At 63.8% G+C, this 21,540-nt stretch carries 14 protein-coding genes, 1 tRNA gene and 1 riboswitch; of the genes, 1 reads left to right on the top strand and 14 read right to left on the bottom strand.

Annotated features, from left to right (window positions below; translation table 11 throughout):
• The first annotated feature begins 8 nt into the window (after positions 1-8).
• Positions 9-3,440 (top strand): error-prone DNA polymerase, encoded by a 3,432-nt coding sequence (locus OW521_RS20905; protein WP_268021412.1) that lies wholly within the window; start codon positions 9-11, stop codon positions 3,438-3,440.
• A 151-nt stretch (positions 3,441-3,591) separates the two neighbouring features.
• Here the strand turns inward: OW521_RS20905 and glgP are convergent, their stop codons facing one another.
• The 14 genes from glgP to OW521_RS20835 all read right to left on the bottom strand — a co-directional run bounded on the left by glgP (position 3,592) and on the right by OW521_RS20835 (position 21,204).
• Entirely contained in the window at positions 3,592-6,198 is a 2,607-nt protein-coding gene (glgP, locus tag OW521_RS20900) for an alpha-glucan family phosphorylase (RefSeq protein WP_268021411.1), read from the bottom strand.
• Positions 6,199-6,818: 620 nt separating this feature from the next.
• On the bottom strand, positions 6,819-7,835 hold the full coding sequence (locus tag OW521_RS20895) for a LacI family DNA-binding transcriptional regulator (protein ID WP_268021410.1): 1,017 nt from the start codon (positions 7,833-7,835) through the stop codon (positions 6,819-6,821).
• A gap of 299 nt (positions 7,836-8,134) precedes the next feature.
• Positions 8,135-8,210, bottom strand: a tRNA-Ala gene (locus OW521_RS20890).
• A gap of 143 nt (positions 8,211-8,353) precedes the next feature.
• Positions 8,354-8,752 carry a ribosome silencing factor gene (rsfS, locus tag OW521_RS20885; protein ID WP_265979969.1) on the bottom strand — a complete coding sequence of 133 codons (399 nt, stop codon included), beginning with the start codon at positions 8,750-8,752 and terminating at the stop codon, positions 8,354-8,356.
• A 63-nt stretch (positions 8,753-8,815) separates the two neighbouring features.
• On the bottom strand, positions 8,816-10,060 hold the full coding sequence (locus OW521_RS20880) for a hypothetical protein (protein ID WP_268021409.1): 1,245 nt from the start codon (positions 10,058-10,060) through the stop codon (positions 8,816-8,818).
• Between the two features lie 7 nt (positions 10,061-10,067).
• A complete protein-coding gene (gene nadD, locus OW521_RS20875) occupies positions 10,068-10,688 on the bottom strand; it encodes a nicotinate-nucleotide adenylyltransferase (protein WP_268021408.1) in 621 nt (206 codons plus the stop codon).
• A gap of 55 nt (positions 10,689-10,743) precedes the next feature.
• Entirely contained in the window at positions 10,744-10,977 is a 234-nt protein-coding gene (locus OW521_RS20870; protein ID WP_268021407.1) for a hypothetical protein, read from the bottom strand.
• Between the two features lie 79 nt (positions 10,978-11,056).
• On the bottom strand, positions 11,057-12,427 hold the full coding sequence (locus OW521_RS20865; protein ID WP_268021406.1) for a glutamate-5-semialdehyde dehydrogenase: 1,371 nt from the start codon (positions 12,425-12,427) through the stop codon (positions 11,057-11,059).
• Positions 12,424-13,614 (bottom strand): glutamate 5-kinase, encoded by a 1,191-nt coding sequence (proB, locus tag OW521_RS20860; RefSeq protein WP_268021405.1) that lies wholly within the window; start codon positions 13,612-13,614, stop codon positions 12,424-12,426. The genes OW521_RS20865 and proB overlap by 4 nt, the downstream gene beginning before the upstream one ends.
• Positions 13,604-15,193: a GTPase ObgE gene (gene obgE, locus OW521_RS20855; RefSeq protein ID WP_268021404.1), complete on the bottom strand. Its 1,590-nt coding sequence runs from the start codon at positions 15,191-15,193 to the stop codon at positions 13,604-13,606. Before obgE ends, proB begins: the two co-directional genes overlap by 11 nt.
• Before the next feature lie 144 nt (positions 15,194-15,337).
• Positions 15,338-15,601 (bottom strand): 50S ribosomal protein L27, encoded by a 264-nt coding sequence (gene rpmA / locus OW521_RS20850; protein ID WP_003803426.1) that lies wholly within the window; start codon positions 15,599-15,601, stop codon positions 15,338-15,340.
• A 60-nt stretch (positions 15,602-15,661) separates the two neighbouring features.
• On the bottom strand, positions 15,662-15,970 hold the full coding sequence (gene rplU, locus OW521_RS20845; RefSeq protein WP_028267456.1) for a 50S ribosomal protein L21: 309 nt from the start codon (positions 15,968-15,970) through the stop codon (positions 15,662-15,664).
• 421 nt (positions 15,971-16,391) lie between these two features.
• Positions 16,392-17,912 (bottom strand): bifunctional hydroxymethylpyrimidine kinase/phosphomethylpyrimidine kinase, encoded by a 1,521-nt coding sequence (locus OW521_RS20840; RefSeq protein ID WP_268021403.1) that lies wholly within the window; start codon positions 17,910-17,912, stop codon positions 16,392-16,394.
• A riboswitch (TPP riboswitch) is annotated at positions 17,904-18,000 on the bottom strand. It overlaps the preceding gene by 9 nt.
• Positions 18,001-18,108: 108 nt before the next feature.
• On the bottom strand, positions 18,109-21,204 hold the full coding sequence (locus OW521_RS20835) for an Rne/Rng family ribonuclease (protein WP_268021402.1): 3,096 nt from the start codon (positions 21,202-21,204) through the stop codon (positions 18,109-18,111).
• Positions 21,205-21,540 lie beyond the last annotated feature (336 nt).

Raw genomic sequence — 21,540 nt, 5'->3', positions numbered from 1 at the left:
AGACAAAGATGGCTTGGAACAACCCGTCAATCCCATGGTCGGAGTTCGAACGCACGCTGTCAGACCGGCGCGGGCAGGACACCCACAAGACCAAAGGGGACGGTGGTGACAGCCCCGCCTGGTCAAGGAAACGCGGGCCTTACCGTCCGGTCCCCCTCGAGCCCGCAAGGACCGCATCGCGGGCGGGTACCGCCGTCGTGCCTTATGCCGAACTGCACGCCCATTCGCATTACAGTTTCCTGGACGGCGCCTCCTCACCCGAGAAATTGGTTGAGGAAGCAGTCCGGCTGGGCCTCCATGCCCTCGCGCTGACCGATCATGACGGCTTCTACGGGATCGTGCGAATGGCGGAAGCCGCCGAAGCCTACGAGCTGAAGACAGTGTTCGGCGCTGAGCTGTCACTCGGACTCAGCAAACCCCAGCAGGGAGAAGCCGATCCTGAAGGTGACCATTTGCTCGTCCTCGCGCGCAAGGAAGAGGGATACCACCGGCTGGCAGGAGCGATGACCACCGCACATCTGGCTGCTGATGCGGAAAAGGGCCACCCCATCTACGATCTCGACACCCTGGCGCACGCCCTCAAAGACCATTGCCTGGTGCTGACCGGATGCCGCAAAGGCTCAGTCCGGAGAGCCCTCCTCAGCGATGGCGAGCATGCCGCTGCACGGGAAGTGGATGCGTTGATCGAAAGATTCGGACGAGGAAATGTGGTTGTGGAGCTCTTCGACCATGGGAACCCCCTAGACAGCAGCCATAACGACGCCCTCGTCCGTATTGCCAAGCGTGCGGGCATACCTTTCATCGCCAGCAACGCAGTGCATTATGCCGCTCCGGAGGGATACCCGCTGGCCACAGCCATGGCAGCTGTCAGGGCACGCCGCAGCCTGGAGGAACTGGACGGGTGGCTACCCGCAAACAACGGCGCCCATCTACGGAGCGGTTCCGAAATGGCGACGAGGTTCGCCCGCTACCCCGGCGCGGTGGAACGGACTGTCGAGATCGCTGACCAGCTTGCGTTCCAGTTACGGGCCGCCCGTCCGAAGCTCCCCAAGCTCGATGTTCCTGCAGGGCACAGTCTTATCACTTGGCTCCGGCACCTCGTCGACGAAGGTATCAAGGAAAAGTACCCGGATGCCGACGAACGGGTCCATAGCCGGATCGAGCAGGAACTCGCAGTGATCGAGGCGAAGAACTTCCCCGGATATTTCCTGATTGTGCACGACATCGTGCAGTTTGCCCGCTCCCGAGGGATCCTTTGCCAGGGCAGAGGATCCGCGGCGAACTCTGCCGTCTGCTATGCGCTGGGGATCACCGCCGTCGACAGTATTTTCTACAACCTTCCGTTCGAGCGTTTCCTCTCCAGCCTCCGCGAGGAAGAACCGGACATCGACGTCGATTTCGACTCGGACCGGCGCGAAGAAGTGATCCAATACGTCTACGGCAAATACGGACGGTTCAACGCAGCCCAGGTAGCGAACGTCATCAGCTACCGCCCGAAGAACGCTGTCCGCGACATAGCCAAGGCGCTCGGCTACAGCCAGGGCCAGCAGGACGCTTGGTCTAAACGGCTCGATCACTGGGGCGATCTCAGCGAGGGCAAGACCAATAACATCCCCGCCCCGGTCCTGGAGCTTGCTGACCAGATACTGGGATTCCCCCGCCATCTGGGCATCCACTCCGGCGGGATGGTGCTCACCGAACGGCCCGTTGGCGAGGTGGTTCCCATCGAGCGTGCCCGGATGGAAAACCGCACGGTTCTGCAATGGGACAAGGACGATTGCGAATGGATGGGCCTGGTCAAATTCGACCTTCTCGGCTTGGGCATGCTCGCCGCCCTGCAGTACTCCTTTGATTTAATCGACAAGCATTTCGGCGAACGCTGGACCATCGAGGGTATTCCGCGTGAAGAACCGGCTGTCTACGACATGCTCTGCCGGGCCGACTCGATCGGGGTGTTCCAGGTGGAATCCCGGGCCCAGATCAGCACGCTGCCACGTCTGAAGCCGAGGAAATTCTACGATCTGGTGGTAGAGATCGCGCTGATCCGCCCGGGCCCCGTCCAGGGTGGCGCCGTCCACCCGTACATCCGCCGCCGTGCAGGCAAGGAAGACATCACGTATCTTCATCCGCTGTTGGAGCCGGTCCTTGAACGGACTTTGGGTGTCCCCTTGTTCCAGGAGCAGCTCATGCAGATGGCAGTTGCCGTGGGTGGCTGTACTGCCGAGGATGCGGATCTGCTCCGTCGAGCCATGGGCTCCAAACGGGGGCGGGAGAAGATCGAGTCTCTTGAGGCCAAACTCTATGCGGGGATGGCTGCCAACGGGATCAGCAGGGACGACGCCGACGCAATCTACGCCAAGATCCAGGCCTTTGCGAACTTCGGCTTCGCGGAATCCCACTCCTTGAGCTTCGCGGTATTGGTCTACGCAAGCTCGTGGCTGAAGCTGCACTATCCCGGCGCGTTCCTCGCGGCCCTGCTCCGGGCACAACCCATGGGTTTTTACTCCCCGCAAACCCTCGTGGCGGATGCCCGCAGGCACGAGGTCCACGTGCTGCGCCCGGATGTCCTGCATTCCCTTGCCGAGGCAACCCTTGAAGTGCTCGACGAAACCACGGAGACGGAACTGGGTCAAGTGGGCGGCATGGATTCCTGCCTGGACTTCCACCAGCCGGAGATCGGCCTATTCCAGCAGGATCAGCCACGCGAGGACCACCTGCACCGACGGGATGGCTCCCACGCAGTGCGGCTGGGACTCGACGGCGTCACGTCCATCGGGACTGAGGTGGCGAAGCGGATCGTGGCCGAGCGGGAGGAGCATGGCCCCTACCGGGACATGGCGGATCTGTCGCGACGCGCGGGTCTCAGCGCGGACCAGCTGGAGGCACTCGCGTCCGCCGGCGCACTCGATTCGCTAGGGATGAACCGCCGCGAAGCACTGTGGCAAGCCGGCGATGCCGCCCTGGAACGGGAAGGACAGTTGCCAGGGACACACGTCGCCATCCAGCCGCCATTGCTGCCCGAGCTCTCGCCCCAGGAGAATGTTGCCTACGACATGTGGGCCACAGGCATCAGCACCGATGACCACCCGATGCGGCACGCACGCAACGGGCTTGATTCCAGGGGTGTGTTGCGGGTTGACCGGCTCTCCCAGGTCGAGACCGGCACGCGTGTTGAAGTGGCCGGCGTCGTGACCCACCGCCAACGCCCCCAGACCGCGCAAGGGATCACCTTCGTCAATCTCGAGGACGAGAGCGGCATCCTCAACGTCATCTGCAGCGTTGGCCTCTGGAAGAGGCATCGCCGCGTGGCCCGGGAATCATCCGCGCTGATCATCCGGGGTTTCCTCGAACGCTCGCCGGAAGGAGTCACCAACCTCGTGGCGGACAAACTGGAACCCCTGGTTCTGACAGTGAGGTCCAACTCCCGCGATTTCAGGTAGCCAGGTGCCAGCCGCGGACCGGGTTGCAGGTCAGATCTGCTTCGCCCCGTGATCGAATCGCAATATCCCCCGGAAAGGACTCTACTGCGGCGAGGATGCTTTGGGTGGATAGCATCCCCGCCGCTTTGACAAGCAGCGGGGATGCCCATTCTCAGGCGTTGGAGATGAGCCCCAGTTCGGCCTTCGAGGCCAGGGACGGGTGCTTCGGGAACACGCGGACGGTGTAGCCGAAGGATCCGGAGCGGTTGATCAGGATGGAGCCGGTGAACAGGTGGCGCCCGTTGCCAAGGTCCTCCGTTTCAGTCAGCTCGACCAGTGCCACTTCCTCCAGCTCGTCTGCGTCCTGGGCCCGGCCATACGCCACTTCGACTGACACGTCCTCGGGGGTCAAATCGTGCAGCGCGATGTAGGCATTGACCTGGAGCGTGTCGCCGATCTGCGGCTCCTCGGTGACGCCCACGGAATCGACGTGTTCCACGATCAGCTGCGGCCAGGCGTTGCGGATCTTCGTGATCCAGGCCGCCAGTTCCTTCGCCTCCTTGAACGAGGCCGTTCCCGCCTGCCTGCCGGCGACAGCTGCCGGGCGGTAGAGGGTGTTGACGTAGTCCTGGAGCATGCGGTCGGCCGAGACCGCGGGGCCGAGGTGGGCCAGGGTGTGCTTGATCATGGAGACCCAGTGCGTCGGGATGGTTTCCGGGCCGGACTGGGAGGGACCCGCCGCGCCGGCATCTGCGGAGACCGTGGAGCCGTAGAAACGCGGGGCCACCTGGGTCTCCAGGAGCTCGTAGAGGGCCGCGGCCTCGATGTCGTCGCGTTCGGTGGGGGATGCGTCGTTGTTGGCGGTGGGGATCGCCCAGCCGTTCTCGCCGTCGTACATCTCATCCCACCAGCCATCCAGCACGGACAGGTTCAGGGACCCGTTGATGGCCGCCTTCATGCCGGAGGTCCCGCAGGCCTCCAGGGGCCGGAGCGGGTTGTTCAGCCACACGTCGCAGCCCGGGAACAGGGTGCGGGCCATGGCGATGTCGTAGTTGGGCAGGAACACGATCCGGTGCCGGACGGCGGGGTCGTCGGTGAACTTCACCAGGTCCTGGATCATCTTCTTGCCCGCGTCATCCGCCGGGTGGGACTTGCCGGCGATGACCAGCTGGATGGGGTGCTTGGGGTGCAGCAGCAGCGCCTTGAGGCGGGCCGGATCGCGGAGCATGAGGGTGAGCCGCTTGTAGGTCGGTACGCGCCGGGCGAAGCCGATCGTCAGCACGTCCGGGTCCAGCACGGTGTCCGTCCAGCCCAGTTCCGCATCCGCGGCGCCGCGCTTCTTCCACGAAGCCCTCAGGCGAGTCCGCACGTCCTCCACCAAAGCGGAGCGCAGCTCACGCCGCAGAGTCCACAGCTCTGCGTCACTCACGTCGTAGATCTTGTCCCAACCGGTGGCATCCACGTCGGTGCTGCCGAAGTACTTTGCGGCGAGCCTGCTCATCTTCGGGTCGATCCAGGTGGGTACGTGGACGCCGTTGGTGACGGAGGTGATGGGGATTTCGGTGTGGTCGAAGCCCGGCCAGAGCCCGGAGAACATCTCGCGGGAGACCACGCCGTGCAGCTTGGCCACGCCGTTGGCCCGCTGCGCCAGGCGCAGGCCCATGACGGCCATGTTGAAGACCGCGGGGTTGCCGCCGTCGTAGTTCTCCCGGCCCAGTTCCAGGACCTTGTCCACCGGCACGTCCGGGGCCAGGCCGGCGTCGAAGAAGTGCCTGATCTGCACGGCCTCGAAGCGGTCGATGCCTGCCGGCACGGGGGTGTGGGTGGTGAACACCGTGGACGCACGCCCCGCGGCCAGGGCCTCGGACCACGTCAGCGGGGCCTCGGAGGACATCAGCTCCTGGATCCGTTCGACGCCCAGGAAACCGGCGTGGCCTTCGTTGGTGTGGAACACCTCCGGAGCCGGGGTGCCCGTGAGCCGCTGGTAGACGCGCAGTGCCTTCACCCCGCCCATGCCCAGCAGGAGCTCCTGCTGCAGGCGGTGGTCACCGCCGCCGCCGTAGAGGCGGTCCGTGATCCCGCGCGCCGCGTCGTCGTTGGCGGGCACGTTCGAGTCGAGCAGCAGAAGCGGAACGCGTCCAACGTCGGCACGCCAGATGTGCGCGCGCAGCTTTCGGTCACCCGGCAGCGGCAGCGAGATCAGAGCCGGCGCACCGTCTTCTTCGCGCAGCAACGTCAGCGGCAGTCCGTCAGGGTCCAGCACCGGATACGTTTCCTGCTGCCAGGCGTCCCGCGAAAGGGACTGCTTGAAATAGCCCGCCTGGTAGAGCAGCCCGACGCCGATCAGCGGCACGCCCAGGTCCGACGCGGCCTTCAAGTGGTCTCCGGCCAGGATCCCCAGGCCCCCGGAATACTGCGGAAGCACCTCGGTGATGCCGAACTCGGGGGAGAAATAGGCGATGCACGCCGGAGCATCCGGACCGAGGCCCTGGTACCAGCGCGGCTCGCTCAGGTACCGGTCAAGATCCGCCGCCGCGTGCTGGACACGCTCAACGACTGCAGCATCCGCCGCGAGCTCGTGCAGTTCCTCGCGGCTGACCAGACCCAAGAAGGTCATCGGGTCATGTTTGCTCTGCTCCCATGCCTCGGTGTTCAGGGTGGAAAACAGTTCACGTGTCGGCAAATGCCACGACCAGCGCAGGTTCTTCGCCAGCCGTGCCAGCGGGGCAATTGCTTCCGGCAGAACCGTCCGGACCGTGAACCTTCGAATAGCTTTCACTTCCGGCCACCTTCGAACGCGGCCAGGGCCGATGTGGTCAACTTTTCCATGTTGTACCTCCAGGAGGTCGTTGTAATCATTGGGGACATGTTGGGATAGGTGCGGGAGCGCTATGTGCCGTCAGGTGTGGAGGCTTCTACGACTCCACCTGGGGAGGGCAAGCGCTTACATGTTTTGGGCGAGCACCCTTGGCCTCGGGAGTGCTCCAGTCTTGAAGCTCAGACGCAGGTAGCGGTCTCCAGGGTCCGTCCTCGCGCTATTCGAGGGCCTCTTCGGCCCAGGAATAAAGGGACGCGGTTGCTCATGGACCCGCTGCGGGAGCCGGGGAATTCCCTTTCCGGGCTGCCTTCCATGAACTGCATCGTCAACACCCGGGACTGGTACCGAATGATTCCAAGCACGAGTTGCTTCCTTCGTCTCTGGGAACACTGATCGGAGACCATCCGCCATGTTGTACCAGGAGGAATCTCATCGCCGTTTCGTCGACGCGCCTTGTCGACGCGGGTCGATGGCTTGACAGTAGTTGGCGGCGCAACGGTGTGTCAAATATCACAATCATGATCGGTGAGACCGCGTAATCATGTGCCGTATTTGTGGTGCGCCCGAACAGCGCAAGGATTTTACGACCGGGTAGCGCGTGCCACTGTGGTGCTTCCTCGCAAAGTCAGCACTGGTTCGGCCAGCCACTGCAGAACTTCTGTCCCTTCGCCTTTCAGACGGCGCGAAAGAAATTGCGCGGCCTCACGCCCCATAGCTCTCGGCTCTGCGGATGCAGTCGTCAGGGCAGGCATGAAGCGCTCCGCGGAGCCGGCGCTGGTGTTGATCGCGACAAAGGAGAGAAACTCTGGGACGCGCCAACCATGGTTCGCCGCCGCACCCAGAAGGCCTGCGGTTGCCGCTTCATTGATCATCACGAGTCCCGTTGTTTCCGGAGCCCCTTCGAGAATCTGTTCGAACACGTCGCGACCACCGGCAAGAGAGCTCGCGGCCGGGAACAGCCGCGCGTTGATGCCGTGCCGCGACGCGGCAGCTGCCACGGCATCCCACGAGCGGACCACCGGACCGTATCCGGCGTCCAAGGACTCCCGCGAATGCGTCACGAGCCCGATTTCCGTGTGACCCAGGCCCACCAGATGCGCTACAGCGAGCTCGCCCATGGCTTCGAAATCCGCGTCGACAAATGCCAGACCGGCGGCATCCGTCGGCCGTCCGATCGAGACGAACGGAACACCGGTTTCGATCAGGATGGGGATCCGTTCGTCGAATGACCTGATTTCCATGAGGAGGATTCCATCCACCAAGCCCTGGGCCACGACCCGCTGCATCTCGCCCAGGTCGTCGGGGTCCATTGGCCACAGAAGAAGATGGTATCCGTCAGCGCGCGCTTGTTCGGCAGCACCTTGAACGTATTCGAATTCCGTGGTGTTCATGCCTTGCTCCCCGACCGGGAAAATCAAGGAGACGATGCCGGTCCGCTTACCGGCTAGCCCCTGGGCGAGCAGGTTCGGCGTGTAGCCAAGGTCAGACATGGCCTGCAAGATCCGCTCCCGCGTTTCGGGCGCAATCGGCCGGACACCGCTGAGGGCATAGGACACAGTACTCCGGGAAACGCCAGCAATCCGTGCGACATCGGCCATGGTTACCAAGGACTATCCCCCTACGTTGTCGGCGGCCGGTCGGCGATGGGCCAGCGAATGACCGCAATCTGCCGGACGGCGATGCCCACCTATAGTAAACCGTAATCGGTTGGCAAAGTGGCGCAGCCATGCTGAACCCACTGTTGCATACACTCAACAGCTAAGCGAGCGTGCGGTCCTGGGATTTGTCTGGCCCGAATGGGCTACGACACGAAAAAGGGAACCACCCGTTCAGTGGTTCCCTTCTCCCAAAACTGAGGCCCTACCGAACCAGGAACTAGGTTCGAGTAAGGCCTCTATGGTGGAGCTGAGGGGACTCGAACCCCTGACCCCCTGCATGCCATGCAGGTGCGCTACCAGCTGCGCCACAGCCCCATATTCTTGCCGCTTCATGAACCCTGGACTGGCCGGAAAGTCTCGCCCAGTTTTCAGATTCCTCCGAAGCAACTCAAATATCTTAGAACAGCATTTCCGAAAATTCCAAATCGGGCATATTCGGCTGGATTGCCGCTCGGCGCCTAGGATTCCTCGATGGCCGGAGCCTTCGCCGAGGCGTCGTCACCGAGATCCAGATCCACCACCGGGCAGTCTTTCCACAGGCGCTCCAAGGCGTAGAAGACCCGGTCCTCGGTGTGCTGGACGTGCACCACGATGTCGGCGTAGTCAAGAAGGACCCACCGGCCCTCGGAACGCCCTTCGCGGCGGACAGGCCGAAGATCCTGCTTGAGCAGCTCTTCCTCGATGCCGTCAACAATGGCGTTGACCTGGCGTTCCGTCGGAGCGGAGGCGATCAGGAAGACGTCGGTCAGGGCCAGACGTTCGCTGACGTCCAGGGCGATGATGTCCTCGGCCAGCTTGTCCGCTGCCGCGCGGGCGGCGTGGCGGGCCAAGAGGACGGATTGTTCATGTGCAGTCACGGGACTCCTTGTATGCGGCTTCGAGAATGAACGAAGCCTGTTTGGTGGCAAAAGCCGTTGTGGTCAGCGGGAAAGTCCGCTGGTGATCATGATGATGCCCGCAATCAGGGCGATGGCTCCGATGCCAACGAGTCCCAGGACCAGAAGCCGGGTACGCTGGACGCGCCCAAGTCCCGCCGTCGCGGCGTCGAGCGGTTCAAGTCCATAAGCCGAACTTGCCGAGATAGGCGGGTGTTCGGCCGGTTGGGCAAACGCTTCGCCACCTGATGCGGAGTCCGACGCCGGGCCCCGGCCCGCCGCCTTAGCGGCGGCTTCCGCACGCGCCAAGACGCCGGCCCGGCCACGCAGGTTGCGTGGTTTGCCCGACGCCGTCTGCCCGGACTTCAATTTCGGTGCAGGGGAAGTCACAAGAGGGACAAAGGTGGTGCCGGGAGGCTTCATGACGGGACGATCCAGTCCCGGAACCTTAACGAATTCCAAGGGCGTGACCATGGCGAGGTTGCTGGCCGCAGAAGGTTCAACCCGGTCCTGCGCAGCAGGACGGCTGTTCTGTTCAGCAAGCTTCTGCTTGGCCATGGCCCGCTTATCGAGGATCGCCTCGCGTTCAGCCTGTGCGATTTGTTCCGCCAACACCTCAGGATCAGCGGGCTCAACGTCCGCCCCGGAAGCCTCAGGTTCGGCGACCGCGATCTTCTGCACTGCCGATTCCATTGCGGCGATGTGCTCAAGCTTGTTGGACTGGTTGTTCGCTTGGGCAGCCAGGAGCTCGCGCGCCATCAAGGCCTGCTCCACGGTCATTTCCGGCGCACCTGGAGGCGGCCCTGCCGTAACCCGGACACCACCGTCCGGCAAGGTGCCGATGGGGGCGCCGCCGGGTTGCCGCTTGCCGGAAGCCTGGGCTGGGATGCTGGATGTCCTGGGCCTGGATCCGGGTGCCGCGACGATCGGGATCGCCGAAGTACCAGGGGCAACTTCCTCCTGTAGCTGCTGCAGACGCAACTGACGGCGTGTAGGGGGACCGCCTCGGGAAAGTTGCTGCTCTTTGTCCGCTAGCTCCTTGATGGCGCGGAGGGCGGCACGGTCGCGGGCACGGGCCTGGGATGAACGTTCCGCTGCCGGCTTCGCATCCACGGGGGCATCCGCTACGCGGCGCACCCGATTGACCGAAGCTCCCCCGGGCGCATGGTTGGCGTCGTCGGAAGAAGCGTTCTCCGCTGCGTCGGGGCTTCCGCCTGTTTGTTCCAGGCTTGCGTCCCGGGCTCGTCGAAGGTCACGCCGGCTACGGATGGGGGGCTGTTCCTGGCTCATTCAAAACTCACTCAGTACGTGCTTGGTGGTCTGATCCGGTCATAGCATGCAGGGGCTCCCCCATGCCGGGTTTGCCCGAGTACAGCTTGTATTTGGCGATGTACTGCACCACGCCGTCGGGCACGAGGTACCAGACCGGATTGCCTGCACCCACACGCGCGCGGCAATCCGTCGAGGAAATCGCCATGGCAGGCACTTCCAGGAGGCTGACGTCCTCCCTGCCCATGCCATCGAGAACATGGCCGGGCCTGGTGACACCCACAAAGTGCGCCAAGGACCAGAGCTCGTCGACATCCTTCCAGGACAGGATCTGCGCCAAGGCGTCCGCGCCGGTGATGAAGAAAAGATCGGCATCCGGCCGCTGGGTCCGCAGATCGCGCAGGGTGTCGATAGTGAATGTGGGACCGGGGCGGTCCACGTCCACACGGCTTACCGTGAAATTGGGGTTGGAAGCCGTAGCAATAACAGTCATCAAGTATCGGTGCTCAGCTTCGCTGACCTGCTTGTTCGACTTCTGCCAGGGCTGTCCCGTGGGCACGAAGACCACCTCGTCCAGCCGAAACTTGGCAGCAACCTCACTGGCAGCGACCAAGTGGCCGTGGTGAATGGGATCGAATGTCCCACCCATCACGCCCAGGCGAAGCCGGCGCCCCGTTTCCTCGAAGGGTTTTGCGGCGGAAATGTTAGTGACCCAGCCCTGGGTGCTTGGCCGGGTGCTGGCGGTGCGGATCCGAGTGCTCGTCGACGGCGTCGTGACGGTTGCCGAGGTTGGTGTAGGAGACTGCCACGAACATCAGGACCAGGAGGATGCAGAAGATGGTGATGCCGAAGACGAACGGAGGAACCCACAACGGCGCCGGCGCCTCGCTCTCGCCCCCTTGAGCGAGAATGGAAATGGCGATCTGCTGAAACTGCATTTTCTCCCCTAGCGGTTCAAAGGATTTCGACGGCGGATCCTCCCACCGTTCAGGACTTCTGTTCTATGTTACAGCGTTGTTAGCTACGGATCTGGCCTTCACCCTGCACGATCCACTTGGTGGTGGTCAGTTCCGTGAGGCCCATGGGACCGCGAGCATGCAGCTTCTGCGTGGAGATTCCCACCTCTGCGCCCAAGCCGAGCTCGCCGCCGTCAGTGAAACGCGTGGAAGCGTTCACGATGACAGCCGCAGAGTCGATATCGGCGATGAACTTCTCGGCGTTGGCCAAGTTGTTCGTCAGGATGGCTTCCGTGTGGCCGGTGGACCACTTGCGGATGTGGGCAACTGCCTCGTCGAGGCTGTCCACCATGGCAACCGCGAGGTCAAGGTCCATGTATTCCGTAGCCCAATCGACGTCGTCGGCGGGAACCGTATCCACGGCGCCGGACAGCGCTGCCTGGATCCGGGAATCGACGTGGAGAGTTACGCCTGCAGAACGCAGTGCGGCAGCGACTGCCGGCAGCACGGTCGATTTCGAGTGAACCAAAAGCGTCTCCACGGTGTTGCAGACGCTGGGCCGCTGGGTCTTGGCGTTGAGCAGGATATCGACGGCCATGTCTTCGCTGGCGGACTCGTCGATGAAGATATGGACATTGCCTTCGCCGGTCTCGATAACGGGCACGGAGGAGTTGTTGACCACAGTCTGAATCAGGTCCCGTCCACCACGGGGAATCAACACGTCTACCCGACCACGGGCACGCATGAGCACATTGGCGCCCTCGCGGCCGAACTGGTCAACGGTCTGGACAGCGTCGGCCGGAAGGCCAACGGATTCCAAGGCGTCGCGGAGGATGGTCACCAGGGCCGCGTTGGTGTGGGCCGCAGCCGATCCGCCGCGCAGGATCACGGCGTTGCCGCTTTTCAGCGCAAGTCCGGCGATGTCCACGGTGACGTTGGGGCGGGCCTCGTAGATCGCTGCAACCACGCCCATGGGCACGTTGACCTGGCGCAAGCGCAGCCCGTTGGGAAGAGTCTGGCCGCGGACGACGTTGCCCACGGGATCCGGCAAGCCTGCCAGGTTTTCGAGGGCGGCGACGAGGCCGTCGATGCGAGAGGGAGTCAGGGTCAGGCGGTCCAGCAAGGCAGCAGACGTTCCGTTGCTCCGGCCTGACTCAACGTCCTTGGCGTTGGCAGCGAGGATTAGCCCCTGCTGTTCCTTGAGGGCAGCACCGATTGCGTGCAGCGCGCGGTCTTTCCAGGCACGGTTCGCCTGGCCCATGCGCCGTGCGGCCTGGCGTGAGCGGTCCGCAATCGAATGCACGGCCGCTTCGACGAGTCCGGGGGCGAGTGGCACGGTTCCCGGCTCCGGAGTTTCCGGCACCTGGGCGGCATTGCCGGAAGCCAGGGCGTCGGTCATCACAGGAGAATCAGGGGTCAGGGCCTCAGTCATTCTCCAAGTTTAGTGGAGCGGGAGGGTTGAACCAGTACGAGGTCGTCAACATGAACAACTACGCGGTCATATCCGCGGCCAAGATCCTTGGCGAGCTCCTTGGTGGAGCGGCCAAGCATGCGGGGAAGCTCTTCCGAGGAATAGTTCACCAGTCCCCTGGCAATCACGGTGCCCTCGGCAGAGATCATCTCCACAGGATCGCCAGGCTCGAAATCCCCCGTCACTGAGGAAATCCCGGCGGGCAACAGCGAAGTGTGGCGATCGCGCACGGCCCTGACGGCGCCGTCGTCGAGCACCAAACGGCCCCGAACAGAAGCGAGGTGGGCCAGCCACAAGAGGCGGACGGGCTTGCGGTTGCCGTTGATGGCAAACCACGTGCCTACGTCCTCGCCCGCGAGGGCGGCCGCGGCATTGGCTGTGGACGTCACCAGGGCGTGGATGCCGGAGCCTGCCGCGATCGACGCCGCCTCCACCTTGGTGGTCATGCCTCCGGTACCGATGCCGGCTTTGCCCGCCTTGCCGATTGTCACGCCGACCAGGTCCTGGGGGCCAGTGACGAGCGGAATGCGCTTGGCACCGAGCGACGGCGGACCGTCGTAGAGTGCGTCGACGTCGGAAAGCAGGACCAGCGCGTCAGCCCGGACCAGGTGCGCAACCAAGGCTGCGAGCCGGTCGTTGTCACCGAAGCGGATTTCATGTGTGGCAACAGTGTCGTTTTCGTTCACGACGGGCACGACGCCGAGGTTCAACAGACGGTCCAGCGCCCGGTACGCGTTACTGTGCTGCGTGCGCCGCATCAAATCATCCGCAGTCAGCAGGACCTGGCTGACAGTGACACCGTGCGCGGCAAAAGCCTGCGAGTAGCGCGCCATCAACAGCCCTTGCCCCACGCTGGCCGCGGCTTGCTGCGTGGCAAGGTCCTTGGGACGCTTTGCCAAGCCAAGCGGCGCGAGACCTGCCGCAATTGCACCGGAAGAGACCAGGATGATCTCCGTCCCTGAGTTGCGCTTCTCGGCCAATGCGTGGACGAGGGCCGTCAGAGCTTTCTCCGAGATGCCGCCCTTGATGCTGGTCAGCGAGGATGAACCCACCTTCACCACGATCCGCTTGGCGCCAGCCAAGGCCTGGCGTTCAGCAACGTCGGCGTCTTCAATCACTTCAGGGACGCGGGCCGTACTAGTCGTCATTTTCCGCTTCCAGGCCGCTTTCCTTCAGGGGCTTCGGTAGACGGCGGCCGCTGACGGACTCGGTCCAGATGCCCGCCTTGCGCTCGGCTTCGAGCTCGGCGCGTGCTGCGGCCTTCGCTTCGCGGCGTTCGAGCTGCTCATCGCGCTTCTGCGAACGGGTGGGACGGTCGCCGATGTCAGCAACACGGATATCCGTGCCTCGAGGCGTCGCCAGGAGTTCGGCGCCCGCCATCATGGTGGGCTCCCAGTCGAAGACGACGCCGTCCTCTTCGCCGATCACGACGGTGTCACCCGGAACGGCACCCATCTTGAACAACTCGTTCTCGATGCCGAGCTTGGCAAGGCGATCGGCAAGATAGCCAATGGCTTCTTCGTTGGTGAAGTCGGTCTGCTTGACCCAGCGCACCGGCTTCTCCCCCAGCACACGGAAGAGCGGCTCGAGGTTCTTTTCCTCGCGGCGGATCTTGAAGCCGGACTCATTGACGGCGCGGGGGCGGAGAACGGGCGTTGGGACCTTGGGAGGCGCAGTGGCAACCGCCTTGCGGGCCGCCATGACAATCTCGCCCATGGCGTAGCTCAGTTGGCGCAGGCCTTCATGGCTCGTGGCGGAGACTTCGAAGACGCGGTAGCCGCGCTGTTCCAGTTCGGGACGGACGAACTCGGCCATGTCCCGACCATCAGGCAGGTCCACTTTGTTCAGGACCACAAGCTTGGGCCGTTGGTTCAGGGGAACCACTTCGCCGTCAACGCCGGCGTAGCTCATGTCCACCGCGTACTTGTCCAGCTCTTGCTCGATGATCGCGAGGTCCGAGAGGGGGTCCCTGTCTGCTTCAAGGGTCCCGCAGTCCAGCACGTGCACCAGCGCAGCACAACGCTCTACGTGGCGCAGGAAGTTGTGGCCCAGACCTTTGCCCTCGCTCGCGCCCTCGATCAGCCCGGGAACGTCGGCAATGGTGAACCTGACGTCACCGGCCTGAACCACGCCAAGGTTGGGGATCAGGGTGGTGAACGGGTAGTCGGCGATCTTGGGCCGCGCCGCTGACATCGCCGCGACGAGGCTGGACTTACCCGCGGAGGGGAAGCCAACAAGCGCGATGTCCGCGATGGACTTCAGTTCCAGGACGATGTCGCTGGAGTCGCCTTCAGTGCCGAGAAGGGCGAAACCGGGAGCCCTGCGCTTCTGCGAAGACAACGAAGAGTTACCGAGGCCGCCCAGGCCGCCTGCAGCGGCGATGAACTCGGTGCCTTCACCTACAAGGTCAGCAAGGACAACGCCGTCCTTGGTCTTGACCACAGTGCCGTCCGGGACGGGAAGCACGAGGGTTTCACCGTTCTTGCCGCCGCGCCAGTCGCCCATGCCGGGGCCACCGTTGGTTGCGTGGCGGTGGGGTGCGTGGTGGTAATCAAGCAAAGTGGTGGTCTGGGCATCGACGCGCAGGATGACGTCACCGCCATTACCGCCGTTGCCGCCGTCGGGTCCGCCGAGGGGCTTGAACTTCTCGCGCTTAACAGAGACACAGCCGTGGCCGCCTGTTCCGCCGGATACGTGAAGTACTACCCGGTCTACGAAGGTCGCCACGTGTTTCTCCTCTATGTGGAAATTACTGCTTGAAGTGCGTGTTGCCGGCTGATGCGGCGCCGCCCGCCCTAGTAAATTCTAGTGCGGTTAAAGAGACGGGTGGAGCGGGCCATACGGCCCGCTCCACCCGTTCAGAACGTGTTATTACTCTGCAGCTGCAGCAGCAACGATGTTCACTACGCGACGGCCACGGCGAGTACCGAACTCAACCGCACCTGCCTGCAGGGCGAACAGGGTGTCGTCGCCACCGCGGCCGACACCGGCGCCCGGGTGGAAGTGGGTGCCGCGCTGGCGGACGATGATCTCGCCTGCGGAAACGACCTGGCCACCGAAGCGCTTTACGCCGAGGTACTGGGCGTTGGAGTCACGACCGTTGCGAGTGGAGCTCGCGCCTTTTTTATGTGCCATTTGAAATGCCTGCCTTTAAATTCTGGGGAATCTGTTGAAAACCTGAACAGCAACCAGTGGTTACTTGATACCGGTGATCTTGATCTTGGTCAGTTCTTGACGGTGACCCTGGCGCTTCTTGTAGCCGGTCTTGTTCTTGAACTTCTGGATGACGATCTTCGGACCACGGAGGTCTTCGAGGATCTCAGCCGTAACCTTGACCTTGGCCAGATCCGCAGCAGCGGAGGTGACCTTGTCACCGTCCACCAAGAGCAGTGCGGGCAGCTCAAGGGTGCTGCCGGCTCCACCGGGGACGCGGTTCAGGGTTACGTAGTCTCCAACGGAAACCTTTTCTTGGCGGCCGCCTGCGCGGACAATCGCGTACACCACTTGGGCACTCACTTCTCTCGACGTTTATTACTAAATTTGCGTGCGGAACCCCGATCCGAAAACGGGCCTGGTTCACGCTGTGCCTCAACGCCGTGGACTCCGGTACGGAATCCATGAGTCATCCCTCAAACAGTTCCAAGTGAAAGGCTAGTTCCAAATGAAAGGTCTCTAGGGGCATAACCCAAGTGTTGGCGTAAGCACCGAAGATCTAGATTACGCTAGTTTCGCCTTCGGCTGCAAATGAGGCCAGGCCCGGAGGCTGCCACAGGATGGCTGCCACAGACTGGCTATGCCGCCGTCCGGTACCGTGCCCGTCTACCTTACCCTGCCAGCCGGGAAAAGTACGGATCGTTGGTCCGACACGCTGCGGCTCCCGCCGAAACGGCCTGACGATCCAACTTTTCCGCGTCAGAAACCAGGCTCAACCATGCACACGTGGAGCATCAAAGAACGCAGTTTCGTAGCGGCAGGACTGGGCGAATGCTTCCATCATCGCAGCCCGCTCCCCAGGGGACGCTGCCTGCGCGGCAGCATCTGTGATGTCGATTGCTCTGCGGGTAGCCTCCGCAAACGCTTCGTCCGCATAGGTGCGCAGCCAGTCCGCATAAGGGTGCTCCTCGGAGGCTTCCGCCTGAAGATAGCCATGATGGAGCTGCTGTCCCACCTCGGCGTACAACCAGTAGCAGGGCAGGACGGCGGCCAGCAACACGGCATAGCTGCCCGACGCCGATGCCGCCAGCAAATGGTCCACGTAGGCTTTGGTGATGGGTCCCGGTTCTCCGCTGGCTTGGCGTCCGCTGAGCCAGTTCCGGTGCAGCTCGGACTCGACTTCAAGGCACATCTGCGAGCCGCGGGCCCAGAACAGCTGTTCGGTTTCACTGGGAGCGAGGGCACTTGCCCGCGCCAGAACCCGGGAATAGCCGTTGAGATAGATGGCATCCTGCGAGAGGTAGTAGGTGAACTGCTCTTCACCAAGCGCGCCGGACCGCAGTTCCCTGATGAAGTCGAGTCCGTAGATCGCTTCGAGTTCCGATTGGGCGGCGTCCCACATCCTGACCGCGAAAGCACCCGGTTGGAGGGCGTGCTGGTGCGCGTGGAAGTGGTGGATCGGTCCGTTGCCTTTCCCCACTTCCAGCACCTCGGACTGGGTCAGCGCCTCCTGGAGCCAGGGCTTGACAACACGCAGTGCTGACTCCCAATCGCCAAGCCGCGCCTTCGCCGTCGCCATCGCTGAGGACAGGGAACACCCCGTGCCATGGCTGTTGCGGGTCTCCACCCGGAGGCCGTCGAACTCGACGACGTCCTGGCTCAGGACTCCCCCGGTGTTGACGAGGGCGTCCGGGCAGTCGGCTCCCCGCAGATGGCCGCCCTTCACCAGGACGGTGTTTCCGCAGGCGGCAGCCAAGCGTTTGCCCTGCTCCAGCGCCGATGCCCAGTCAGTGGCTTCAGGTTCGCCAAGCAGCATGGCCAATTCAGGAAGGTTGGGGGTCACCAAGTCAGCGAGGGGCAGAAGTTCCCGCAGTGCGGTTTCAGCGGACTCCGCCAGGAGCCGGTCGCCGCTGGTGGCGATCATCACCGGATCCAGCACGACGACGGCGGGGCGCGCCTCGCCGAGCCAGCGGCGGACTTCGTGGATGACCGCGGCGTCCCCGAGCATGCCGATTTTGACGGCATCAACCGTGATGTCGGTGCTAATGGCATCCAACTGCTGGCGCAAGAACGCCACGGGAGGCACATGGACGGCAGTGACCCCCTGCGTGTTCTGCACGGTGAGCGCGGTGATGACGGCCATGCCGTAGCCGCCGTTGGCCGCAATGCTCTTCAGATCGGCTTGAATCCCGGCGCCACCCGAAGGATCCGAGCCGGCAATGCTGAGGACCCTGGGGATAGGGCGCTCGATGGCCTTGAGCGGGTAGACCGCTGATTGGGCTGAAACAGTCATACGAGACATCCCTTCGCCGGTGCTAACCGGACAGGTTCAACGGGTCTGGTCTCAGCCGGCTTGGTGCGCGGCACCCCGTGTCAGTCCTTTAGCTTAACCCGGATCACACGGCGCCCGCTGAAATGTCCAGCAACGCCGAAGCCCCGGCGGTTTCACAGGAGCGGAAACGGCCGGGGCTTCGGACAGGGTAACTCGCTCAGAGCTCGGACTTGGGCACGCCGACTCCGAGGATGATCGGTTCCGCTGCCGCCGTCGACTTAGCCGGAGCAGCATCGGGAGCCTTGGCCTCGTGCGCGGCCCCGCCGGAGGCAGGGGCGGCAACCTCGTGGTGCTCCACGTCGGTGGCGTTGGCGGCACCCTGGGCCCGGCTGGCACTACGGTTGCGGCGACCTCGGCGTCCAGGCGATCCTGACGACTCCGAGGATTCCCCGGATGCAGCGGCGGAGGCCCCTGCGGGGGCTTCCTGGGCTTCTGTCGCCATCCTCGCGGTGTCGGGGGCCTCGCCGAGGCCTGCGAACGCCTGCGCCAACAGATCCAAGCTCATGGCAGGTGCGCCACTCGCTGGCTCTTCTTCGTGGTGGACGAAGGGCAACGCCACTTCCTCGCCGCCGAATCGCAGGACAGGCTTTGAACGTTCCTCGCCACTCGAAGAAGCGGCAGGAGCCTGGACCGGGGCCGCGGGGGCCTGGACCGGGGTTGCTTCCGCTACGTGCCCGCCGGCGAGCGAATCCGCGGCGTGGTGTAGCTCGTCGTCGTGCAGGTGTGCAGCGTGGGCGGCAGCCGCGATGGTGGCGAGGGCAGCGCGGGTTGCTGCCTGGCGATTGGGATCCGTCGATTCGACGTGGACCGGAGCCAGAGGGGTCAGCGGGAGCTCAGTTGTCCCTTGCCCCGTACCCCTGCCGCGGCGGCGCTTGCGCTGCTCCGGGCGGACGGCCGGCTGTGACTCAGTGCGCGGGTGGTGGTGTTCGGCGGCCACCACATTGGCCCGGCGGTGCTCCACGGGCTCGTCGTGGGTGACGATTCCCCGTCCAGCACACGTCTCACACTGCTCGCCGAAGACCTCAAGCAGGCCGGTGCCCATGCGCTTGCGGGTCATCTGGACCAAGCCAAGCGAGGTCACTTCGGCAACCTGGTGCTTGGTGCGGTCCCGGCCGAGGCACTCGACCAGGCGGCGCAACACGAGATCGCGGTTGGATTCCAGGACCATGTCGATGAAGTCGATGACGATGATTCCGCCGATGTCGCGCAAGCGCAGCTGACGGACCACTTCTTCGGCAGCTTCAAGGTTGTTCTTGGTGACGGTTTCCTCGAGGTTGCCACCGCTGCCGGTGAACTTCCCGGTGTTGACGTCAACAACGGTCATGGCTTCGGTGCGGTCGATCACGAGGGAGCCGCCGGAGGGCAGGAAGACCTTGCGATCCAATGCCTTGTGGATCTGTTCGTCCACGCGCCATGCCGAGAAGATGTCCTGGTCTGAAGTCCACTTCTCAAGGCGGCCTACCAGATCCGGAGCCACGTAGGTCACGTAGGCCTCGATGGTGTCCCAGGCTTCGTCGCCGGAGACGATGAGCTTCGAGAAGTCCTCGTTGAAGACGTCACGGACAACCTTGATGGTGAGGTCCGGTTCGCCGTACAACAGTTCGGGCGCAAGGATCTTGGTGGACGTGGACTGGCTTTCGATGCCTTCCCACTGGGCCCGCAGGCGGTTGATATCGTGTGTCAGCTCTTCCTCGGAAGCACCTTCAGCCGCGGTCCGGACAATGACGCCCGCGTTGTCGGGGAGGCGATCCTTGAGGATCTTCTTTAGACGGTTGCGCTCGACGTCGGGCAGCTTGCGGGAGATGCCGGTCATGGAACCACCTGGTACGTACACGAGGTAGCGGCCAGGGAGCGAAATCTGGCTCGTCAAGCGCGCACCCTTGTGGCCAACCGGGTCCTTGGTGACCTGTACCAGCACGGAATCGCCGGACTTCAGGGCGTTTTCAATGCGGCGCGGTTTGCCTTCCAGAGTGACGGCATCCCAGTTGACTTCACCGGCGTACAGCACGGCGTTGCGGCCGCGTCCGATGTCGACGAATGCGGCTTCCATCGACGGCAGCACGTTCTGGACTTTGCCCAGGTAGACGTTGCCGATCAGGGAATCCTGCTGTGTCTTGGACACGAAGTGCTCCGCGAGCACGCCGTCTTCCAGTACGCCGATTTGGATCCTGTCGTCGCGCTGGCGAACGATCATCTGGCGGTCCACGGACTCGCGGCGAGCCAGGAATTCGGCTTCGGTGATGACCTGGCGGCGGCGGCCGGTCTCGCGGGACTCGCGGCGGCGCTGCTTCTTGGCTTCAAGGCGAGTGGAGCCCTTGACGCTAGTGACGCGGTCGGAGCTGCTCGTGGACTCAACGTGTGCGCGGGGAGCGCGGACACGGGTCACAGTGTTGGGGGGATCGTCGTCTCCGCCGCCCGTCAGCTCCAGGTCCTGGTCGCCACGACGACGGCGCCGACGACGTCGGGAGGTCACGCCTTCCTCAAGGACTTCCTCGGTACCGGCTTCCACCTCGTCGTCGGATTCCGCGGAAGCTTCTTCGCCAGCGGCATCTTCGCGTTCGGTGCCGCGACGCCCACGGCGCCCGCGGCTGCGACGGCGGCGGCGGCTGCCGGCATCGTCGAGTTCCCCATCCTCGGCAGTTTCCTCAGCGTCGGCTACAGATTCCTGTTCGACGACGACCGGCCTGGCAACTGCGCTCAAGTCGGGTGCCTGGAAGATCATGGACGTGACGGAGGCCGGTTCCAGGAACAGCGAGGCGACCGGGCTTGCAGCTGCGGGCTCGGCGGCCGGTTCCTCAGTGGTTTCCTCGGGCGCAACCTCGGTAGCCAGCGCTTCAACCTCGGCTTCTTCGACAACCGGCTCTACGGTCTTCGCCTTCGTAGTACGACGACGGCGGACCGGCTTTTCCGGGACCGCTTCAGTTTCTGCCGCAATTTCAGGTTCCACGACGGCGGCGGCCCCTGCTACCTCGCCACCGGCCGGAGCTTCTTCAGCGAATCCTGGCAGCGGCTCCGGCGTTTCGACCTTCTTCCGTGTCCGGGTGCGCCGGACAGGAGCCTTGGACGCGTCGGCACCTGCGTCTTCGGTAAGTGGCTCCGCAACGGATGCTGCAGCTCCGGCGTCGGGGGTCTCTTCCGCGGCGACCGTCTTCGGCACCGCCTTGCGGCGGGTTCGGGTGGCTTTCTTGGGTGCTTCAGTGGTCTCGGTGGACGCCGCATCTTCGGCGACGGCTACAACTTGCTCGTTATCCATATGTGGTGACACTCCTGCCCTTGCGCAACCGCCACATCCGGCGCCCAGAGGGGCAAATATTGTCAAAACCCGCAGGCGTTGACAGAAGTCAGTAGTGGTCTTTCCGGTTCGCACCAGCTTGAGGGTGCGGCATTCACGGAAAGCCGGCCTTGATCCAAACCCGTTGTTCTAGTGCCACAACCAGGTGCCGTCCATTGCCACCGCGGGCCTACCGTGGATCAACGGATCCTGGGCATGCCCTGCACGTGAATGGCGGTCTTGCGAACAAGATACCGGACCGGATTCCGCATGTGGATCGGCTTCCGGCCATGTTCATTCTCTCACACGCCCGCGCTC

Source organism: Arthrobacter sp. MMS18-M83 (assembly GCF_026683955.1).
Lineage (GTDB): Bacteria > Actinomycetota > Actinomycetes > Actinomycetales > Micrococcaceae > Arthrobacter.
This window is presented reverse-complemented; position numbering and strand designations above follow the sequence as displayed.